Source organism: Rhodococcus sp. SORGH_AS_0301 (genome assembly GCF_030818285.1).
GTDB lineage: Bacteria > Actinomycetota > Actinomycetes > Mycobacteriales > Mycobacteriaceae > Rhodococcoides.
Genome location: NZ_JAUTAC010000002.1, coordinates 3,245,418 through 3,265,561, shown reverse-complemented (window position 1 = coordinate 3,265,561; position 20,144 = coordinate 3,245,418). Strand labels below are relative to the sequence as shown.

General features: G+C 66.9%; 17 protein-coding genes and 3 pseudogenes. 13 read left to right on the top strand and 7 right to left on the bottom strand.

Features of this window, described 5'->3' with window-relative positions:
* Positions 1-38: 38 nt before the first annotated feature.
* Together glp and fdxA are read right to left on the bottom strand one after the other, a co-directional pair.
* Positions 39-1,058: pseudogene (gene glp, locus QE397_RS21825) on the bottom strand (gephyrin-like molybdotransferase Glp); the annotation flags it as partial.
* Complete coding sequence (fdxA, locus tag QE397_RS16060; RefSeq protein WP_027507114.1) at positions 1,058-1,384, bottom strand: ferredoxin; 327 nt, start codon at positions 1,382-1,384, stop codon at positions 1,058-1,060. The gene fdxA and the pseudogene glp, both read right to left, overlap by 1 nt.
* Before the next feature lie 286 nt (positions 1,385-1,670).
* Between fdxA and QE397_RS16055 the strand changes: the two genes are divergently transcribed.
* Positions 1,671-3,914 (top strand): molybdopterin-dependent oxidoreductase, encoded by a 2,244-nt coding sequence (locus QE397_RS16055; RefSeq protein ID WP_307095916.1) that lies wholly within the window; start codon positions 1,671-1,673, stop codon positions 3,912-3,914.
* A gap of 125 nt (positions 3,915-4,039) precedes the next feature.
* On the top strand, positions 4,040-4,252 hold the full coding sequence (locus tag QE397_RS16050) for a molybdopterin-binding protein (RefSeq protein WP_307095914.1): 213 nt from the start codon (positions 4,040-4,042) through the stop codon (positions 4,250-4,252).
* Between the two features lie 28 nt (positions 4,253-4,280).
* On the opposite strand, the gene QE397_RS16045 is transcribed toward QE397_RS16050, so the two are convergent.
* The 3 genes from QE397_RS16045 to QE397_RS16035 are packed head-to-tail and all read right to left on the bottom strand — an operon-like array spanning position 4,281 to position 6,898.
* Complete coding sequence (locus tag QE397_RS16045; protein WP_307095912.1) at positions 4,281-4,538, bottom strand: MoaD/ThiS family protein; 258 nt, start codon at positions 4,536-4,538, stop codon at positions 4,281-4,283.
* Complete coding sequence (gene moaA / locus QE397_RS16040; RefSeq protein ID WP_307095909.1) at positions 4,531-5,619, bottom strand: GTP 3',8-cyclase MoaA; 1,089 nt, start codon at positions 5,617-5,619, stop codon at positions 4,531-4,533. The genes QE397_RS16045 and moaA overlap by 8 nt, the downstream gene beginning before the upstream one ends.
* Positions 5,620-5,647: 28 nt before the next feature.
* The gene (locus QE397_RS16035) at positions 5,648-6,898 is read right to left on the bottom strand and encodes an MCE family protein (RefSeq protein ID WP_307095907.1); all 1,251 of its coding nucleotides are present in this window, start codon (positions 6,896-6,898) and stop codon (positions 5,648-5,650) included.
* 1,395 nt (positions 6,899-8,293) lie between these two features.
* On the opposite strand from QE397_RS16035, the gene QE397_RS16030 reads away from it, so the two are divergent.
* The 9 genes and pseudogenes from QE397_RS16030 to QE397_RS15990 all read left to right on the top strand — a co-directional run bounded on the left by QE397_RS16030 (position 8,294) and on the right by QE397_RS15990 (position 16,001).
* Positions 8,294-9,526 (top strand): molybdopterin-dependent oxidoreductase, encoded by a 1,233-nt coding sequence (locus QE397_RS16030; RefSeq protein WP_307097601.1) that lies wholly within the window; start codon positions 8,294-8,296, stop codon positions 9,524-9,526.
* Positions 9,523-10,035 carry a hypothetical protein gene (locus tag QE397_RS16025; RefSeq protein ID WP_307095905.1) on the top strand — a complete coding sequence of 171 codons (513 nt, stop codon included), beginning with the start codon at positions 9,523-9,525 and terminating at the stop codon, positions 10,033-10,035. Before QE397_RS16030 ends, QE397_RS16025 begins: the two co-directional genes overlap by 4 nt.
* A 164-nt stretch (positions 10,036-10,199) precedes the next feature.
* Complete coding sequence (locus QE397_RS16020) at positions 10,200-10,889, top strand: hypothetical protein (protein ID WP_222650878.1); 690 nt, start codon at positions 10,200-10,202, stop codon at positions 10,887-10,889.
* A gap of 39 nt (positions 10,890-10,928) precedes the next feature.
* Positions 10,929-11,780, top strand: coding sequence for a class I SAM-dependent methyltransferase (locus QE397_RS16015; RefSeq protein WP_307095903.1), 852 nt, complete (start codon positions 10,929-10,931; stop codon positions 11,778-11,780).
* Positions 11,781-11,794: 14 nt separating this feature from the next.
* Entirely contained in the window at positions 11,795-13,156 is a 1,362-nt protein-coding gene (locus QE397_RS16010; RefSeq protein ID WP_307097599.1) for a hypothetical protein, read from the top strand.
* A gap of 41 nt (positions 13,157-13,197) precedes the next feature.
* A complete protein-coding gene (locus tag QE397_RS16005) occupies positions 13,198-14,259 on the top strand; it encodes an NAD(P)-dependent oxidoreductase (RefSeq protein ID WP_307095901.1) in 1,062 nt (353 codons plus the stop codon).
* Between the two features lie 2 nt (positions 14,260-14,261).
* Positions 14,262-14,920, top strand: a pseudogene (locus tag QE397_RS16000) (glycosyltransferase family 2 protein).
* The gene (locus QE397_RS15995) at positions 14,917-15,597 is read left to right on the top strand and encodes a DUF2064 domain-containing protein (protein ID WP_307095898.1); all 681 of its coding nucleotides are present in this window, start codon (positions 14,917-14,919) and stop codon (positions 15,595-15,597) included. The pseudogene QE397_RS16000 and the gene QE397_RS15995 overlap by 4 nt, the downstream one beginning before the upstream one ends.
* Positions 15,549-16,001, top strand: coding sequence for a GtrA family protein (locus QE397_RS15990; protein WP_307095896.1), 453 nt, complete (start codon positions 15,549-15,551; stop codon positions 15,999-16,001). Before QE397_RS15995 ends, QE397_RS15990 begins: the two co-directional genes overlap by 49 nt.
* A gap of 18 nt (positions 16,002-16,019) precedes the next feature.
* Here QE397_RS15990 and QE397_RS15985 read toward each other — a convergent pair whose 3' ends face one another.
* Positions 16,020-17,045 (bottom strand): hypothetical protein, encoded by a 1,026-nt coding sequence (locus QE397_RS15985; RefSeq protein ID WP_307095895.1) that lies wholly within the window; start codon positions 17,043-17,045, stop codon positions 16,020-16,022.
* 192 nt (positions 17,046-17,237) lie between these two features.
* Between QE397_RS15985 and QE397_RS15980 the strand changes: the two are divergent.
* Positions 17,238-18,181 (top strand): annotated as a pseudogene (locus tag QE397_RS15980) (alpha/beta hydrolase).
* Between the two features lie 145 nt (positions 18,182-18,326).
* Positions 18,327-19,130, top strand: coding sequence for an alpha/beta fold hydrolase (locus tag QE397_RS15975; RefSeq protein ID WP_307095893.1), 804 nt, complete (start codon positions 18,327-18,329; stop codon positions 19,128-19,130).
* A gap of 34 nt (positions 19,131-19,164) precedes the next feature.
* Here QE397_RS15975 and QE397_RS15970 read toward each other — a convergent pair whose 3' ends face one another.
* Positions 19,165-20,028: an NAD(P)H-binding protein gene (locus tag QE397_RS15970; protein WP_307095891.1), complete on the bottom strand. Its 864-nt coding sequence runs from the start codon at positions 20,026-20,028 to the stop codon at positions 19,165-19,167.
* Between the last annotated feature and the right edge of the window lie 116 nt (positions 20,029-20,144).

Sequence of the window (20,144 nt, the reverse complement as noted above, 5' to 3'; positions counted from 1 at the left end):
CGAGATCCAGAGTGTGTCGGCCGGGGCCTCCTGACCAGCGGGTCGGCCAGAGGTATCTGCACGGTGGGCCTGTTGTCCGGCACCAGACCCATGGCGCGCCGGAGAATCGGTCGCGCGAGGATTTCGAACGAGGCGTAGGCCGCGAGGGGGTTGCCGGGAAACGTCAGCAGAGTCGTACCGAAGGCGGTCCCGGCACCCTGCGGCCGCCCGGGCGACATCGAGACGCCGGTGAAACGCACGCCGTGGGGCGTGAGCGTCTGCTTGACCACCTCGTGATCCCCCGTGCTGACTCCGCCCGAGGTGATGACGACGTCCGCACGTGCTCCGAGGTCTTCGAGGTGTGCACGAAGCCGGTTCACCGAATCCGACACGGCGACACAGGCGACGAGTTCGGCGCCGCAGTCCTCGACCGCGGCGGACAGGAGTGCCGAGTTCGCATCGTGGATCGAACCGTGTCGCAGGGGAGCGGAGGTGTCGACGATCTCGGCGCCGGTCGACACCACGGCGACACGGACTCGACGATGCACGAGAACCTGCCCCACACCGGACGCGGCCAGCAGTCCGATCCGCGACGGTGTCAGGACCGTACCCGCACCGAAGAGCCGCTCGGGAGGCATGAGGTCCTCGCCGGTCCGCCGCACGTGCGCACCGAGCGTGCCGGGACGACGAAACGCCACCTGCAGCCCGTCGTACCGAGCGTCCTCCACCGGCACCACCGCATCGGCCCCGACAGGAAGGGGTGCGCCGGTCATGATGCGCGCCACCGTTCCCGCGCGCAGCTCTTTCGGTACCGGGTGTCCTGCGGGTATCAGGTGGGACACGGGGAGCCGAACCAGCGCGTCCGATCCGGCAGTGGCCAGGTCAGCGGTATGCACCGCATATCCGTCGACTGCGGAGTTGTCGAACGGCGGGAGCGGGATCGACGCGGTCACTTCCTCGGCCAGGACGAGTCCCGTGGCCGCCGCCAGCGGTGTCAGCACTGTCGGCGTACGCGAGATCAGGCCGGCGATGATCCTTCGGTGCTGCTCCACCGTCCGCAGGCTCGGTGCCGACGGCATCACGGCGAGGGTGCGCCGACGACGACCGCGGACACGAGGGCCGTGTCCACGCCGGTGGCACCGAACTTCGCTGCGCCGCCCGGAGAACCGATGATGTCGAAGAAGTCCACGTTGGTCGAGATGTACGCGGACCACTGAGTGGGCACGTCCTCCTCGTAGAAGATCGCCTCCACCGGACACACCGGTTCACACGCTCCGCAGTCGACGCATTCGTCCGGATGGATGTAGAGCATGCGGTCACCCTGATACATGCAGTCGACCGGGCACTCCTCGATGCAGGCCCTGTCCAGAACATCGACGCACGGCTCCGCCACCACGTAAGTCATGAAAACCCCTTCTATGTCGACAGCCATAGTACAGAGAAACGAGTGCAGCGCAACGCATCTCGTGACGAGAGTGGGCAAGATGCGTGATGTGTGCGTATGCACAGCATGTCCGACGCGAACGTGTACCGATACCTCTTGTCATCGCCATCCGGTCCCCGCGACACTCGCCATCAGGGCCGGGTGACGCTGCTGTAGGCGATTCGTGACCTAGCAACCCACCCTCGACCGACAGATCGAATCGATCATGCGCGGCGACGATCACCACATACACCGACTGGAGACGATCGTGACGGACGAGAACGGCACCGGCTGGCAGAAGACCGCGTGCATTCTGTGCGAGAACAACTGCGGCATCACCGTTTCCATGGAAGGCCGAAGTATTGCCAAGATACGTGGCGACAAGGAACATCCCAAGTCGCTGGGGTACACGTGCAACAAGGCGCTTCGACTGAATCACTACCAGAACGGCGGGTCACGACTGGACACCCCCATGCGACGCGAAGCCGACGGCACCTACAGCCCGATCGACTGGGACACGGCGATCAGCGAGATCGCACACCGTCTGCGGGCCGTGCGCGACGAACACGGCGGCGAGAGCATCTTCTTCTGCGGGGGTGGAGGACAGGGAAACCATCTGGGTGGCGCGTACGCCGGTGCCATGATGCGCGGACTCGGCGCGAGGTACAGATCGAACGCCATTGCGCAGGAGAAGACCGGGGAAGCCTGGGTGGACGCGCACCTCACCGGTGGGCACACGGTGGGCGACTTCGACCGCGCGCAGGTCAGCGTCTTCCTCGGAAAGAATCCGTGGCAGTCTCACGGTGTCGCTCGGGCGCGCACCGTGTTGCAGGAGATCGTCAAGGACCCGAACAGATCGATGATCGTTCTGGACCCGGTGCGTACGGAGACAGCGGAGCGCGCCGACCTCCATCTCCAGGTCAAGCCGGGAACCGATGCCTGGTGCCTCGCTGCCGTTCTGGCCGTCATCATCGACGACGGAATGATGGACCACGCCTTCCTCCGTGAGCACACGGCCGGTGTCGAGCAGGTCGTGGCGGCTGTCCGCGGACTCGACGTCTCCGCGTACGCGCGGACGTGTGGGGTGGACGAGTCGTCGATCAGACGAGCCGCGCATCTCATCGGGACAGCGGACAGCGTCTCGGTGTACGAGGATCTCGGAGTCCAGCAGAGCCCCAACAGCACCTTGGTGTCCTACCTCGAGAAGCTCATCTGGCTGATCACGGGAAACTTCGCGAAAAGTGGCGCCATGCAGAATCACTCGTGGATGGCGCCGGTGGTGAACTACTCGCTGGACGTGAAACACACACCGGTCCACGGAACTCCGATGTTCGGCGGTTTGGTTCCGGGTAACGCCATCGCGGAGGAGGTGTCGAACGATCACCCCGCGAGATTCCGGGCGATGGTGATCGAGTCGTCCAACCCAGCGCATTCGATGGCCGACTCGGCGAGTTTCCGGCAAGCCATGGACGACCTCGAGTTCAGCCTCGTGATCGATGTCGCCATGACGGAGACCGCACGGCGCGCCGATTACGTGCTGCCTGCGTCCAGCCAGTTCGAGAAGTGGGAGGCCACCTTCTTCAGTCTGGAGTTCCCGCGCAACAGTTTTCAGCTCCGGGCACCGATTCTGGACCCGCTGCCGGGCACATTGCCGGAACCCGAGATCTACGCACGGCTGATCGACGCTCTCGGGCTGACCGAACAGTGGTGGCTCGCGCTGCTGCGCGGAGCGCTGAAGCTCGGTCACAAGGTGTACGGCGCCGTTTTTCTCGCTCTGCTCAGACTGGACAAGAGGTCCGTCCCGGTCGCGGCATACCTGCTCTACGCGACACTGGGGCCCACGCTCCCGAACGGCGCGACATCGGCCTCGGTCATGTGGGCGTTGTCCCAGAAAATCTTCCACGAACATCCCGGCTCGGTCCGCGCAGCAGGCCATCGCAACGCCGAGGCCCTGTTCACCGCGATCCTGGAGAACAGATCAGGCGTCGAGATCACCGTGGACGATCTCGACGGCGGAGCGTGGAACTATGTCCCTGCTGCGAACCGGCCGATACAGCTGGCCATCACACCCCTGCTGAAGTCGTTGACGGCGTTGACGGGCAAGAACCCGTCCCATGTCAGCGACGAATTCCCGTTCGTTCTCTCCGCCGGCGAGCGACGCGCGTTCACAGCGAACACCATCTTCCGTGACGACACGTGGCGCAAGCGGGGCGGAAACGGCGGCTTGCGCATCTGCCCCGTCGATGCCGAGAAGCTCGGTCTCTCCGAAGGTTCCAGTGCCCGGATCACGACTGCCAAGGGGTCGGCGATGGCACACGTGGAGATCACGGACACCATGCAGCCCGGCCACATCGCCCTGCCGAACGGCTTCGGACTCGACCTTCCCGGTTCGGCCCGCGTGGGAGTGGCACCCAACGAGTTGACCGATGCTGCCCGCCGCGACGAGTACTCGGCCACCCCGTGGCACAAGAACGTGCCCGCACGCGTGGACGCGATGCACGCTCCGCAGTGAGTGCGCCGCGCAGTCGACACGGGCACGCGACACCGAGGAATCAGCACGTGCTGCTTCCTCGGTGTCGTTGGTAGTCTTCACTTTCTCGAATCTGTCACAACATCGTTCTCACAGGAGGATTCATCATGCGACTGTCCACTCGCAACCAGCTCGTCGGCACCATCACCGAGGTCACTCTCGGGAGCGTGATGGCGACCGTGAAGGTACGTCTCGACGGCGGCGACCAGACCGTCACCTCCTCGATCACACGAGAGGGGGCCGAAGACCTCGGCCTCGAAGTGGGTCAGCAGGCAACCGCGTTCGTCAAGTCCACCGAGGTGACGATCGGCGTCGAGTGACCCCGCTAGCGGTCTCGGGTCGACACCGCTAGCCGCCGGCGAAGGGCGGCAGGACGTCGACCCGCGTACCGACCGGGTAGGCGTCGTCGCGGACCATCTCGTCGCCGATGAGGAACACCGCCACCGCCAGCACACGATCGAGTTTCTCCCCGTGGCGTCCACGCAGCGCCGACTTGACGTCCGCCACGGTCGCACCGGCTCGCAGGTCGTAGGACTCCCGGGTGGTGCCCGCGGCGTCCGCAGCCCCCGCGAAGTACCGCACGCCCACCGTCACGGACTCAGCCACCGATGGCACCCATCGAACGTTCCGGCGGCACGAAGTCCTCACGTTCCATCCCGTGCCCGGCCCACTTGTTCCACATCGCTCCACGCCAGAGGTCCGCGATCTCCTCGTCGGCCGCACCCCCGCGCAACGCCACCCGCAGATCGGTCTCGGCATCGCTGAACAGGCACGACCGCACGGTCCCCTCCGCCGTCAACCGCGTCCGATCGCAGTCGGCGCAGAACGAGCGGGTCACCGAGGCGATGATCCCCACCGTGGCCGGGCCACCGTCGACGGTCCACTCCTCGGCCGGCGCCGACGGGTCGGTGCGGCCGATCTCGGTGAGCGTGAACCGCTCCCCGAGCACATCCAACAGTTCCGCCGCCGACACCATCGTCGAACGGGCCCACTCCCGGTCGGCGTCGAGCGGCATCTGCTCGATGAACCGCAGGTCCACACCTCGGTCCAGGCACCACTGCACCAGATCGCGAGCGCCGTGCAGAGTCTCGCGCATGAGAACGGCGTTGATCTTGACCGGCGTCAGACCGGCCGCCAGGGCCCCGTCGATACCGGCGAGCACCGTGGGCAGCCGGTCCCGCCGGGTCAGCGACGCGAAGTGCTTGCGGTCGATCGTGTCGAGAGAGACGTTGACCCGGGTCAGACCCGCCTCGCGCAGCCGCTCCGCTCGGCGTTCGAGGCCGATGCCGTTGGTGGTCATCGACAGTTCGACACCGGGTGCGTGCTGAGAGGTCAGGGCGATGATGTCCACGATGTCCTTGCGGACCAACGGTTCGCCGCCGGTGAAGCGGACCTCGCGCACACCGAGGAGTCGATCGGCGATGCCGACGAGGCGGGCGATCTCCTGCGCGGTGAGCAGTTGCTCGAACTCCAGGTTCGGCAGCCCCTCCGCCGGCATGCAGTAGGTGCATCGCAGCGAGCACTTCTCGGTCACCGAGATCCGCAGATCCCGCGCGATGCGACCGAAACTGTCCAACAGGTGCGGCACATCGGGACGGCCCACCATCATGTCCTGCGGACCCGATAGGGCGGAGGACGCACGTACGACACCGGGCAGGCTGGGCATTCCCATGCTCACCGTCGTCATCCGATCACCTCCGGTCGAGTCGCAGGCATCATCGCACCGTGACACCGAGCAGTGTGGCCATCTGGTTCGCGATCGGGTTGAGGTCGAGTGCGCCGGGGTCGACCTTGGGCTTGTCGTCCCAGGGCTGCGGAATGGCGGGATCCATGTAGGGCGCACTGCCGGCACCTCGGACGCCCGTCACGGATCCTCGCGGTGCTGTGCATCCGACCGACAGATCGATCGGGAAGTCCCGGGTCGTCTCGTCGAAGTCCGGATCGGCGGCACGTTCGCGCTCGAGGGTTCTCTGGGTGGCCTCGTATCCCACTGTGCACGGTGGGGGGTTGTTCGTCTCCACGACGAGGCCGAAGTGGGTGGTTCCGTCACCGGGGCTCTGAGCTCGGGCCCCCATGGCCGTCCGGGGGAGAATCTGCAGCAGCGGCCGAAGGGCCCATGCTCGTGGACTGACCGCGGCGGCCACCGAGGCGACGTCGTTCGCGATCGATGTGACGCGTGCCCCTGCACCGGTGATCAGTGCACCGGTTTCGTCGGAAGCGTCGATTCCGCTGTCGACTATTCGACGTAGGTCACCGTCGTTCGCACGGAGCTGCGCGGTGATGTCGTCGAGCCCCGCGCTGAAATCGATGATGGCGGAGGATTGTTCGGACTGGGTGTCGAGCACGACGCGCCCGTCCCGTACGAGATCCAGCGTCTCGGGGAGGGCGTCGAGCTGCGCCGCACTGAGCGAGTCGAGTGACTCGACGAGTGTCGCGAGGTCGCCTCCCATACCGTCGAACCCGTCGCCCAGTTCGGTCACGACGGTCCGCAGTTCGTCGACCGGGATGCTGCGCGCGAGGCCGTCGACATTGGACAGCACGTTCTCCACTGGGGTGGGAATCGTCGTCCTCGATCGGTCGATGATCGAGCCGTCCTGGAGGTGAGGGCCCTCGTCGGTGTCAGGCCGCAGGTCCACGTACTGCTCACCGATGGCGGAGCGTGCGGCGACCGCGGCGGAGGTCGCCGCGGAGATCGGATCGGACGAGTCGTCGATCAGCAATTCGACGTCGACCCCCGCGTCGACGAGTGTCAGCGTTTCGACGCGACCCACGGGAATGCCGCGCGATGTCACCTCGGCGTTGGTGAAGATGCCGCCGGAGTCTCTGAGCTGCAGTGTGACCGAGTACTGGCCGACCCCCAGGAGGGACTCCATGCGGACATACGATCCGCCGGCCACGGCGAGAGCGGTCGCGGCGACTGCGAGGACTGTGAGTCTGGCGTAGGTGCTGCGTCCGACGGCGGTCATGCAGCGGTCGCGCGGTCAGCCGCAGGAGGACTGTCCATCACCGTGTCGAGATGTGGAGTGCCGCGGAGTGCTGTCATAGCGCATGTATATCAATGTTATGCCGCTCTCGCAACGCATCCCGATCGTTCACGCGAACCGTGGGTGCTGGACCACGCGTTCGGGCGGGGGGATCGATGCACGCTGACAGGTAACGGCACTCGACCACCGGCACGCGTCACAGCGGCACGATCCCGCCCGCTGGTCGCTCGAACATCAGGGCGTGGAAGGGGGATTGTCGACGGCGAGGCGACGACACTCCAGTGCCGACGCGACGGCGGCCCGGTCACCCGCATTCTCGGGTTCGCTCGCCGGCACGAGGCCGACCCTGCACCCACCGCACGCACGCGCGATGGCCCGGACCCTGACGGGCTCGGGCCATCCACTACCTACCGCAGCTCAGCTCCCGAAAATGTTCCCGAAACCACCGGCGGGCCCTGCGGGGCCGGCAGGTCCGGCAGGTCCGGCAGGTCCGGTAGCCCCGGGAGTGCCCGGTGCTCCTTCGGGCCCGGCAGGTCCCGCAGTTCCGGCAGGTCCGGCAGGCCCGGTGGCGCCGCCGCCGCCGAACGCACCCACGATCACCGGCAGATTCGTCACCGAGTACACCTCACCGATGCCCTGGCATGACACGTCCACCGCATACAACCCGTCGACCAACGGCCCTACCGGGAAACTCGGGATGCGCTGTCCCTGAGACAACACGCTCCCGATGAAGATAATGCCGGGACTCGAGTACTGCGTCGACACCCCGTCGATCGAGAAGGTGCAGATGGGCGAGCCGAAGGCAGTGAAGACGTTGGCCGTCACCGAGATCTGAATCGCCCCCGAGCCGTCTCCCGGGTCGACCTCCACCGCCGTGAACGTCACATCGTTCGGAGCAGCCGACGCCGACCCCGCACCTACCAGACACAACGGGACCACAGCAGCAGCCCCGACAACAGCACGAACAACACTCCTACGCATCACACGACTCCCCACGTTCACGGCCCCGAGCCTGCCGAGGAAGTCCCGCCTCCACCGCGGAGTACATCAGTGAACTGCACATTTTTTGTGAAAACGCCTGGTGACATCTCATAAATCCAGACCCGCTCACTGCTGGAGGGAGGAAGCTGCCGTCGGACAGGACGGCCAGTCTCGTGGCCCACCCGGTCTGGAATCGCCGACACCGACGTCCCTGTCGACTCGATATGGACTGTCGAGCCGATCGCCCGCGACATCCACGGCGCGAGGTGTGGCGGGCAGTCACGTGTGCGATGGCAGCCGGGTGGTAATTCGTCGGCGTGCGCGCCGGTTGCCTGCACAGCGAACGTCGTCGTGCGACGCTGGCATACACCAGTCGTTGGGTTAGCCGAAAGGGTTCTGCCGTTGCCTCCTCTGCCTCAGTTTCGAAGCACGATCCGCGGCCCGTGGTTGACGTCGGTGTTCGGTGCGGTCCTTCTGGTGGCCCTGCCGGTGATCACTGTGACCGGGCTGCTGTCCTACATCGCGTACGGTCCCGAGTTCGGTCAAGCTCGCCCCGGCGACGTGGGGTGGTTGAGGTTGCCCCAGTTCGACTGGCCGACCGATCCGTCGTGGATCTACCGGCTGAACCAAGGCCTGCACGTCACCCTCGGACTCGTCGTGATTCCACTGGTTCTCGCGAAGCTGTGGTCGGTGATGCCGAAGCTGGTGCAATGGCCGCCGGTCCGATCCCCGGCGCAGGCGCTCGAGCGGCTCAGCCTGTTGATGCTCGTCGGTGGTGTGCTGTTCGAGATCGTCACCGGTGTGCTCAACATCCAGTACGACTACGTCTTCGGCTTCGACTTCTACACGGCCCACTACTTCGGGGCGTGGGTGTTCATTGCCGGATTCCTCGCGCACGTGGCCGTCAAGGTTCCGGTCATGTGGAGGACGTTGCGACAGACGTCGCTGTCCGAGGTGCTCCGGGAGCGCAACCGAGCGGCCGGGGTGGAACCGGAGCACGAGCAGAAGGCGCCGGACGGAATCTCCCGGCGCGGGGCCCTTGCACTCGTGGCCGGCGGGAGCGGACTGCTGGCGGCACTCACCATCGGACAGACCATCGACGGGCCACTGCGATCGACCGCTCTGCTGGTGCCCCGCGGCCGCTCCTACGGCGACGGGCCGAACGACTTCCAGATCAATCGCACGGCGGTCGCAGCGGGAATCGATCCGGCGTCCACCGGGGATTCGTGGCGTGTGGAGTTGTCGGGAACGACGAGCGTGGTTCTCGACCGAGCAGCACTCGAGGCGATGGATCAGCACACCGCGGTCTTGCCGATCGCGTGCGTCGAGGGGTGGTCGACGACGCAGGAGTGGACCGGGGTGCGCCTGCGGGACCTCGCCGGCCTCGCCGGCGTGACCGACGGCACCGCCACAGTGGCCTCGCTGGAACAGGGAGGTGCGTTCGCGCAGGCGACGCTGGCGCAGAACCAGGTGTGGCATCCGGATTCGCTTCTCGCCTTGACCGTCAACGGTGCGGCGCTGTCGCTCGACCACGGCTATCCCGCGCGGGTGATCGTTCCGGGCCTTCCCGGTGTCCACAACACCAAGTGGGTGTCACGTATCGACTTCGCCGGCGGGGCCGATCGATGAGGCGGCTGTACGGGGCAGGCGCCGCTCATGCGGCCGTCATGGTCGTGTCCTTCGTCCTCGCGGGTGCCGCCGTCCTGACTCTCGGGGTGGACGCACTGTGGAACCCGGACAGGTGGTGGCAGTCGATCGCTGTGTGGTTCATCGGTGCGGCGATCCTGCACGACCTCGTTCTGTACCCGCTGTACTCGCTGGCGGATCGGGCGACGCGCCCGACTCGCAACTGGACGGTTCGACAGGTTTCGGTGCGCCAGCACATCCGGGTGCCGGCTCTCGGCGCCGCGCTGACGCTGCTGGTCTTCTTCCCGGGCGTCCTGAACACCGACGACACTGCCATCGTCGCGGCCACGGGCCTGAACCGTGACCCGTATCTCGAGCGGTGGCTGTGGCTCGTGGCGGTCATGGTCGCGATCAGCGTCGCCGTGTTCCTGGTGCGGGTGCTCGCGGCGGTGAGGCGGCCGTCACCTGCGATGCCACGCGTCCACGACCGGACGGATACACAGGGCGCATAGATGTAGCGCGAAAATGGCTGTGCTACAACGTTCTACGTCCGATCGGGTGAGGTTCCACCATCGCTGCCACGCAGGTGGCCGCGGGAACGATTGCGGTCGAACACCATCCATGGGCCGTGTCGCGGCGAATGTGGATTAACCATTACCGACGACAAGGAGCTGATATGTTCACCATCCGTAAATCCGTGGCCGCTACTGCGATCGGCGTGATGTCCCTGATTCCGCTGGCCGCCTGCTCGTCCAGTGACGACGGCGGATCGGCAGCGACGACGTCCAGTTCGTCCTCCGCCGCCGCATCGACGTCCACTCAGCCCGAACCTGCCGCGCAGGTCGATGCTTTGACCGGCGTGGACACCGCCGTTGCGCTCGATACCGGCTTCACGGACGCTCTGACCACGCTCGGGTTGACCCCGGGAACCGTGGGCACGGCGACCCTCGCGGATGGATCACTTCGATTCCCGATCACCGGCGGCAACGTCAAGTACTGGACGCCGGGCACGGTCGATCCGTACGTGCAGGGCTCCATCGACCACGAAGGCAGCGGATTGTCGCTGACCGCCGGCGGCACCACGGTGGAGCTGACCAACTTCGTCATCGATCCGGGCACCTCACTGCTCATGGGTGATGTGACCGTCAACGGAGAGAGCGCCGCCACCGACGCCGTGCTGTTCGATCTCGACGGCCGCACACTCGAGCCGCTGGCCACCGGCCCGAACAACACCGCGATTCTGCAAGGCACGACCGTGCATATCTCCGAGACCGCCGCCGGCCTGCTGAACGAGACGTTCAAGACCGACGCCGTCACCCCGGGACTGCTCGTGGGAGTCGCCACGATCACCGTCAACACGCAGTAACGAGGCACAGCCTCTTACCCGGCCCACATCGACACCGATGTGGGCCGGATCGTGTCGACGAGTCGGGCGGTGGCCCCTGAACGTGGAAAACGACTGAACGCGACGTTTGTCGCCGACGTCCACCGGGAATGGACAACCATCCACATCGAGGAAGTGCCGGACCAGTCGGGGTCTGTAGAAGGGACAAGCGTGACAGCGACTTCGGCGGGCGAGGCCCCTGACAATTTCGATGTTCTGTTCGACACCGCCTCCACCGGTACCGCGTGGTGGGTGCGGCACCGGGACGGCCGACGGAACTTGTTGCCGGTCGGGCGTTGGCTCGGCGGCGAGCACGCAGACGCCGATGACCGCGCAGTGGACGAGACGTTGCTTGCCCTTTGTCGCGGGCGCACGATCGATCTCGCGTGCGGGCCGGGCCGCTTGGTCGAGGAACTGCGCCGACGGGGAGTGTCGGCCATGGGCGTGGACACGTCCCCGGCAGCTGTCGCGCTGGTCCGTGAACGCGGCGCCAAGGCCGAGCTGGCCGACATCTTCGACATCGTTCCACACGAGGGGCATTGGGACACCGTGCTTCTCGTCGACGGGAACATCGGCATCGGAGGGGATCCCGGCCGTGTCATCGGTCGTGCGCACGACATCGCCTGTGAGAGCGGAACGGTTCACGTCGAAGTGGCAACCCCCGGAACGGGACTTGTTGCCGAATGTCTGCGTATCGAGAGCGACGAGACTGCGGGGCCGTGGTACGACTGGGCGCGCATCGATGCGGACACACTGGCACCACTCGCCGCGGCACGAGGGCTGGTACCGGTCGGCGTGACCGCGATCGCCGGTCGGCACTTCGCTCACTTCGTCAAACCCCCGTACGGTTCGGCCCCCGAGACTTCCGAGTGAGCGGCCCGACCGCGATGGATCGGCGGCGTGGGTGGGTTCCTCGAGTTCCGGAACTGATCGGCGCACTCCTCGCGGCTGCACTGATCGTCGCGGCAGTGGTCGTGGCGCGGCGGGAGAATGCCGTCGTCACTCCGCTGATCGGCGGCATGGGTTTCGACTTCGACGATTTCGCGTCGCTCGCGCCTCTGTTCGGGCGGTGGGGCGCTCATGTGGGACCGGGGACTCCGGTCGCGGTGATCGTCGGCGTCCTGGTGGTGATCCTCGGCCCGTCCGTGGCGGCACGCATGTCGTGGCGTCCGCTGCTCCTTGTCACCTGGGCGACGACCCTTGTCTGGACCGTCGGTCTGGCTGCGGTCGACGGCTGGCAGAAAGGGTTCGTCGACAAGTTGACGTCCCGCGACGAGTATCTGTCCGAAGTAGGTGGTATCGACGACATCGGTGCCACACTGCGCGGCTTCTCCGACCGGATCATCGACGGCCAGCCTGACTCGTGGGCCACGCACGTCTCCGGGCATCCCCCCGGCGCCATCCTGACGTTCGTGTGGTTGGACCGCATCGGACTCGGGGGAGGCGCGGCCGCCGCATGGTTGTGTGTGATCGTCGGGTCATCGGCCGCCGTCGCCACCGCTGTCGCCGTGGCAGCGCTCGTCGGCCGCGACACCGCCCGACGGTTGATCCCGTTCGCCGTGATCGCCCCCAGCGCGATCTGGATCGGTGTCTCCGCGGACGGATTCTTCACCGGTGTGTCCGCCTGGGGCATCGCCCTCCTGACCGTCGCAGCAGCCGGTCGACGAGCGCGACACGACGTCGCGGCCGTCGCGGCGGGTCTCCTGCTCGGGTTCTCGGTCTACCTCAACTACGGCCTCGCCCTGATGGGACTGCCGGCCCTGGCGGTCCTGATCGCCTCTCGCCGCGTGCGGCCACTGGTACCGGCGATCGGCGGCGCCCTCGTCGTCGCCGGCCTCTTCACCGCGTCGGGCTTCTGGTGGTTCGACGGGTACGTCGCGGTCCAGGAACGGTATTGGCAGGGCATCGCGTCAGCGCGCCCGTTCCAGTACTGGAGTTGGGGCAACATCGCGGCTCTGGTGTGTGCGGTGGGACTCGCGGTGCCCGCTGCGCTGTCCCGCGTGGTGTCACTGCCGCGTGTGCGACGTGCCGAGCCTGTGACTCTGCTCGTGGTGGCCGCTCTGCTGGCGGTGGCGTTCGCGGACCTGAGCAGGCTGAGCAAGGCGGAGACGGAACGCATTTGGCTGCCGTTCCAAGTGTGGATGACGGTTGCCACTGTCGCGATCGGGGACCGCTCGGTGCGCTTCTGGCTGGCAGCGCAAGTCGTGCTGGCACTCGCGATCAACCATCTGACGTACACGAACTGGTGAGCGACCCGTCCCCCCTCGATCGACACGACAAGGAGAAAACGATGCACGTGTTACTCACCGGCGCGGCCGGTTTCATCGGTGAACACATTCACGAAGCACTACTGGCGGCCGACCACGACGTGACGGCTGTCGACGCGTTCCTACCCTCGGCGCACGGCTCGACGCCACTGCACGCGCCGAACGTCACGACGGTCGACGTCCGCGACCCCGGCGCTCTGGACGATGTCATGGCGGGGGTCGACGTGGTGTGTCACCAGGCCGCCGTCGTCGGAGCCGGCGTCAGCACTGCGGACGCACCCGCATACGCCAGCCACAACGACCTGGGTACTGCCGAAGTACTTGCTGCGATGGCCCGAGCCGAGTGTCGGAAGCTGGTTCTCGCGTCATCGATGGTCGTCTACGGCGAAGGTCGCTACCGCTGCCCCGTGCACGGTGTCGTCCGTCCGCGCCCCCGGAACCCGTCGGATCTGCGGAACGGGGTCTTCGATGCGAAGTGCCCGGAGGGTGACGAGCCGGTGACGTGGGAGACGGTGGACGAGGACGCTCCGCTCGAGCCCCGAAGTCTCTATGCAGCAAGCAAACTCGCGCAGGAGAACTATGCACTCGCCTGGTCGCTGGCGACGGGCGGATCGGTCACGGCGCTGCGCTACCACAACGTCTACGGTGACCGAATGCCGCGTGACACACCGTATTCCGGTGTCGCCGCGATGTTCCGCTCATCGCTCGAGGGCGGTGAATCACCGACTGTGTACGAGGACGGTGGGCAGATGCGAGATTTCGTCGATGTCCGGGACGTCGCCGCCGCCAACCTTGCCGCCGTCGAGCACGACGGAGCGGGGTTCGTGGCCTGCAACGTCTGTTCGGGACACCCGATCTCGATCGGCGATGTGGCCCGCATTCTGTGTCGTGCACACGGCGGCGGCATCGAGCCGAAGGTGACGGGTCAGTTCCGTCCCGGCGACGTGCGGCACATCGTTGCCGGTGCCGATCGGGCCGACGAGATTCTCCGATTCCGAGCTGCCGTCGGTCCGGACGAGGGCCTGACGCGGTTCGCGTCGGCACCGCTTCGGGCGGCATCCGACGGCTCGGCTCCGGTGGTGTGACAATGATCGATCCTTCCGATGTCACCGTCGTACTTCCGTGCCGCAACGAGGCGCAATCTCTTCCCGATGTTCTCGACGCCGTGCCCGACGGCTATCACCGCCTGGTCGTCGACAACGGCTCCACCGACGGCACCGCGGACGTGGCCCGCGCGCACGGGGCGCAGGTGGTCGTCGAGGCTGTTCCCGGGTACGGCTCCGCCGTGCACGCCGGAATCACCGCCGCGCGAACGACGGTCGTCGCCGTCATGGACGGGGACGGGTCGATGTGGACCCGCGCGAACTGCCCGGGCTCGTCGCAGCGCTGGACTCCGCCCAACTCGTCGTCGGTCGGCGCCGCCCGGTGCACCGCAGTGGCTCGCCGTGGCACGCCCGCCTCGGCAACAAGGCCATCGCCTGGCGTCTGCGCAGACGGCTGAAGATCGACGTCCACGACATCGGCGCTCTTCGGGTGGCGCGCCGCGAGGATCTGCTCTCGCTCGACGTCCCGGACCGACGCTCCGGTTACCCGCTGCAGCTGCTGGTTCTCGCCGCACGGGCAGGGTGGACAGTTGTCGAGCGCGACATCACCTACCGCCCGCGTACCGGGGGAGTGTCGAAGGTGTCGGGGTCGGTTCGCGGCACGGTGGTGGCCGTCTGGGATTTTGCGAAGGTGATTCCATGATCGACGCGACGCTGCTCGTCATCGCGAAAGCGCCGGTACCCGGCTTCGCCAAGACTCGATTGATGGCCGCCATGACCGCCGAGGACGCCGCGTCGGTGGCGGCCGCGGCGCTGCTCGACACACTCGCCGCGGCGAGGCAGGCTCCTTTCGCCCGGCGGGTGGTCGCGATGACCGGCGACCTGGCCGAGGCGATGCGCAGCGACGAGATCCGAGAGTCCCTGGCAAATTTTCTGGTCATCGACCAACGCGGGGGCGGATTTGCGGAACGCCTGATTCATGCGCATCACGACGCCGCCGGATCAGGCCCCGTCGTGCAGATAGGCATGGACACACCGCAGGTCGACCCCGCGATGCTCACCGACCTCGGTGAGGCTCTGGCACCGTCGTCGGCGATCCTGGGCCGTGCCGAGGACGGAGGGTGGTGGGTGCTCGGACTGCACGACGCATCAGATGCGCAGGCCCTGCGAGTAGTGGAGATGTCCACCGACCGCACCGGTTACGACACCCGGGACGCCCTGCAGCGCCGCGGCCTCGTCGTCGGTGCAGCACCGACTCTGCGTGACGCCGACGAACTCGTCGATCTCGACCCGATCGCACGACAGTGCCACCCGGACAGCGAGTTCGCCCGATGCGTGGCTGCACTCCCTGTTTCGAGGCCGACGGGGGAGACACTCTGACCGCGACCTCCGGCACCCGGAGTGTGCTGTTCCGCTTCTATCTGGTCGGCGGTGCGAGCGCCGCTGCGTACGTTCTGTTGTTTCTGGTGTTCCGAGTCGTCATGTCGTCCCAGGCCGCGAACGTGCTCGCGCTCCTCGTCTCTGCGCTCGCCAACACCGCGATCAACCGCCGGTTCACCTTCGGAATCCGTGGAACCGATGCGATCGTTCGCCAGTACGTGCAAGGGCTCGTCGTCTTCGCCCTCGGGCTGGCGGTCACCAGCGGCTCGTTGGTACTCCTCCAAAGGTGGGTACCCGATGCATCGCGAGCAATCGAGGTGTCCGTCCTGGTGGCCGCGAACCTCGTGGCCACGGTGGTGCGCTTCGTCGGGTTGCGCCGGGTGTTCACCGAACACCGATCGTGAACGTCGCGCAGGCACGCGTCACGATACGTCGACACTGTCGGCCGGGATGATCTGCAGGCTCGAGTCCGCGCCGGGATCACTGCCTGTCACCAACACGTTTCCCGTTCGTGGATCCACGGCAACGGAATTGGCCTGACGAACCGTCGGCAAGTCGACCACGATCCGCGGCGATGCCGGCTCGGCCACATCGACGACACGAAGGATGTTGCTCTCGGTCAGCGTGATCAGAAGGAGCTTCCGATCGGCGTCGTAGGCGAGCCCGTAAGGATTACCGGGTGCGTCGATGCGAGCGACCTCGCTGATGTCGGGAGTGATGCGTTCGAGGTATACCGCGCCACCGTCGGTGTCGGCGAAGGCAGCGAGGTCGGGGCCGAGGGATGTCGCATGCGTCAGTTTGGTTCCCAGTGGGGCCTGTGCAACGAGTTCCTGGTCCGGCCCGCTGTAGATCCAGATCCCGTTGCCCTGCACATCTGCGACAGCTGCGTAATTGCCGACGGCTGCAACGCCGCCCGGTTGCACGGGACCGGCGGGGAGAGATGCGGTCACGACACCGTTGCGTACGAAGACGACTCCGCCGCCCATCTCGTTGGTCACGACGGTCGTGCCGTCGGCGGTCACCACGGCATCGTGCGGTTGCCGTCCGACGCCGCGGGTGGTGGAGAGCGTCGCTCCGTTCGCCGGATCGACCAGGAGCAGTTCGTCACTGGACTCGAGGGGCGCGAGTACCGGTCCGTCCGGGCCGGCGAGGGAGAGGTGTCGCGGCGCACCGACCGTCGGCACGAACGATCGCTCGACTCCGGTCGCCGCGTCGAGCAGCCTCAGGCCATCGGGTTCACGCACTGCGGCGACGGCGATGCCGGACGAGGTGACGACGATTCCCTCGGGTGCGCCCGGAAGCGGGACGACGGTGCCGATCGGATCCTGCGCTGCGGGCGCCCGAGCCGGTTCGGCGGCGGGTGTCTGCGTCGGCCCGGGTGCAGTGTCGTCGGTGGAACAGCCGGCGACGAGAGCCAGTACCGACAGGGCGACGACGATGCGTTTCACGGTGAACCACCGAGCTTCTCTAGTGCGTCCAGGCACGTTCGTCGTATACGTACCCAGCACGTTCACGCGGGAAACCCGAGTCGAGCTCCCACGAGCACAGCCGAGCTCGAGTCTGTCGGAATCGGTGCACGGAGCCGGGCTGATAGCGTCGATCGTCTCCACGCTTCATCGCACGAGGGGAACGACGAGACGATGACGGGCACACTCACCTGGCACGACGACGTCAGTCCGCAGGCACGCGTCCTGTCGGCGGCGATGAAGGCGGTCCTCAAGCCGACCCTGAGTATGTGGCCGCTCACCGACGGCGGCATCAAGGCCATCGGGCACCTCGATCGCGTCGTCGACCGACTGCCGAAGCCGCCTCGCGTCACCATCGACCAGGTGGTTCTCGGTGGTGTGCCCTGCGAGAAGACGACACATCCTCGGACGGCCACCGGCTCTCTGGCCGGTGCGACGGTTCTCTACTTTCACGGCGGCGGCTTTTCGTCTTCTGCGGACTGGCGACCCACCGCGGTGCATGTGCCATGATCGCCGCCCGTGCGGGTGTTCCGGTGTACTCCGTGGAGTACCGGCAGATTCCGTACGGCGGCATCGGTACGTCGATCTTCGATGCCATGGCCGCCTACCGCGCCGCGTCGGCGACGGTGGCCGATCCGTCGAAGATCATCGTGGCGGGAGACTCGGCCGGCGGTTACCTCGCGATGAAGGTCGCCGAACTGGCTGCGCTGGAAGGGTTGACACCACCCGCGGCCGTTCTGGGATTCTCGCCGTTGCTCAATCTGGACCTGAGGAGCCATTCCCGTGCGTTCATGAAGCGGGACGCGTATCTGCCGATGAAACAGGTTCTCGCGCTGGAGGATCGTTGGATGAACGGTCCGGACGCCATCCCGGGCGCAGCGTCTCCGATCGATGCCGATCCGTCGGTGTTTCCGCCGGTCTTCCTGTCCTCGGCGCAGTACGAGTTGATGCGCCCGGACGTGGAGGCGATGACGCGCAAGCTCGAGGACGCCGGCCGGATCGTCGAGACCCATGTGTGGCGGGGTCAGGTGCACGCATTTCCCGTGTTGGCAGGCGTACTTCCGGAAGGCCGCGAGACGCTGCGGTGCGCGGTGGACTTCGCTGCGCGCCACCTCTGAGCCGTTCAGACGACTCCACCCGAGCTGGTGGTCGCTCCCGCGTGACCGCACGCGCACGGCTCGGTTGTCGAATGTCCCGACCCATCGCACGGATACTGGCCACACTCCACATCGGTGGTGCCCGTCTCGGACCGATACTTGTCCCGTGACCGACATCGATGTCTCCGCACTGCCTCGCTACAGCAGGACCGGCCGGGGAGCGCCCATGCTCCTGATTCACGGGATCGGGCATCGACATAAGATGTGGGACCCCGTGATTCCGACACTGGCTGATCACTTCGACACCGTCGCGATCGATCTCCCGGGCTTCGGAGAGAGCGATCCCCTCGGCGACGGTGACGCACCCACGCCGGCGCGACTGGCTGACCGGGTGGAGCTGGTGATGGACGAACTGGGCTGGGACAGTGCGCACCTCGTGGGCAATTCGCTCGGCGGGTGGCTCTCGTTGGAGCTCGCGCGCCGTGGCCGGGCGACGTCCGTGTGTGCACTCATGCCCGCCGGGCTGTGGCGCTCGACGGGCGGCACAGCCCGTGTGCGTCGGCAGGTGCTCTTCTCCGTGTGGGTGCACGGGTCTCGCGTTCCGGGTGCGGGGTTCCTTCTGCGCCGGCCACTGCCGCGGACCGTCGCCTTGTTCGGGCTGTTCGGCCGTCCGTGGCGCATCCCGTCGGTGGTGGCAGCCGACGATGCACGCAACCTCGCCACGTGCGACTTCGACCGCACGATGTCGGCCCTCGAGGGCACCCGCTTCGGCGGCGGAGCCGAGATCGATGTCCCGATCACCGTGGTCTACGGGGGCAGAGACCCGCTCATCCGTGCAGCGGAGACGGACCTCGACGGGCTGCCGTCCCTCTCCGCCGTCATCGTCCACGAGCATCTGGGGCACGTTCCCACGTGGGACGATCCTGATCTCGTGGCAGCTGTGATCAGGGGCTCGACCACGGCGTCGTGAGCACACGTGGGAACGCCACGCTTTCGGTAGACGCTCACGCCCGCGATGCCAGGTAGTCGTCCACCGTCGTCGGGGCGCGGGGGTCGTCCCCCGCCGCGGCGACGCGTCCTGCAGAGAACGCGCGGTGCATCTCGACCTGCAATCTCGCTGCATCGTCGGAGAATCCGACCTGGAGTAGCTGGGTGATCGTCTCCTCGTCGGGGAGCTGCTGGTAGGGGAGATGGCCGATGCCCTGTGCTCGGCCGACCGCAGCGGCGAGGTCTGTCAGGGTGAGATCGACTGCGGTCCTGATCTCGCGGATGGTGGTGCCCTGGTGCTCGGGTTCCTCGACTGCCGCGGCCGCGGCTGCGCCGACGTCGCCGGCCGCCACCATCGGCAGGGGCACGTCGGGGGCGATGGAGTCCTGGAGTGCCCCGATGTGGCGAAGGTGGGGCAGGACGGGGTCGAGATTGTCGAAGAAGTAGCCGGGTCGGAGAAGGACGAGATCGGTCTCGAGGGCGGTGAGTCGCTGCTCCTGAGCGTGCAGTGCGGTGAGGAATCCGGTCCCGTGCTCGAGTTCGGCGCCCAGGGAACTGAGTGCGACGACGCGTGGCACCCGTGCTCGTCGGAGTGCGTCGGTGATGGAGGACCCGGTGTCGTTCATGTGTGCTCGGACGTCGGGTGCCGTGGGGTCGAATGGGACGAGGACGTAGGCCGCGTCCACGCCGGTGAACGCGGTGGTGAGGAAGTCGGTGTCGGTCAGGTCGCCCGTGTGCGTGGTGGCAGCCGGGTGTGCGTGGGGCCGTGCGGTGCGCGCGACACGGCGTACTTTCCATCCGCGGCCGAGGAGCGTGTCGGTGAGGCGTCGTCCGGTTCGGCCGGTGGCGCCGAGAACAGTGATGGTTCGTTGTGTGGTCACGATGTTCACGGTGCCGGGTTCGTGGTGGACAATGAATACCGTGGAGTCCACCGTTGATGATCGATCGTCCAGGATGTGGCGCGGTGACGATGCGCTCGGCGACGCCCTGCACTCGC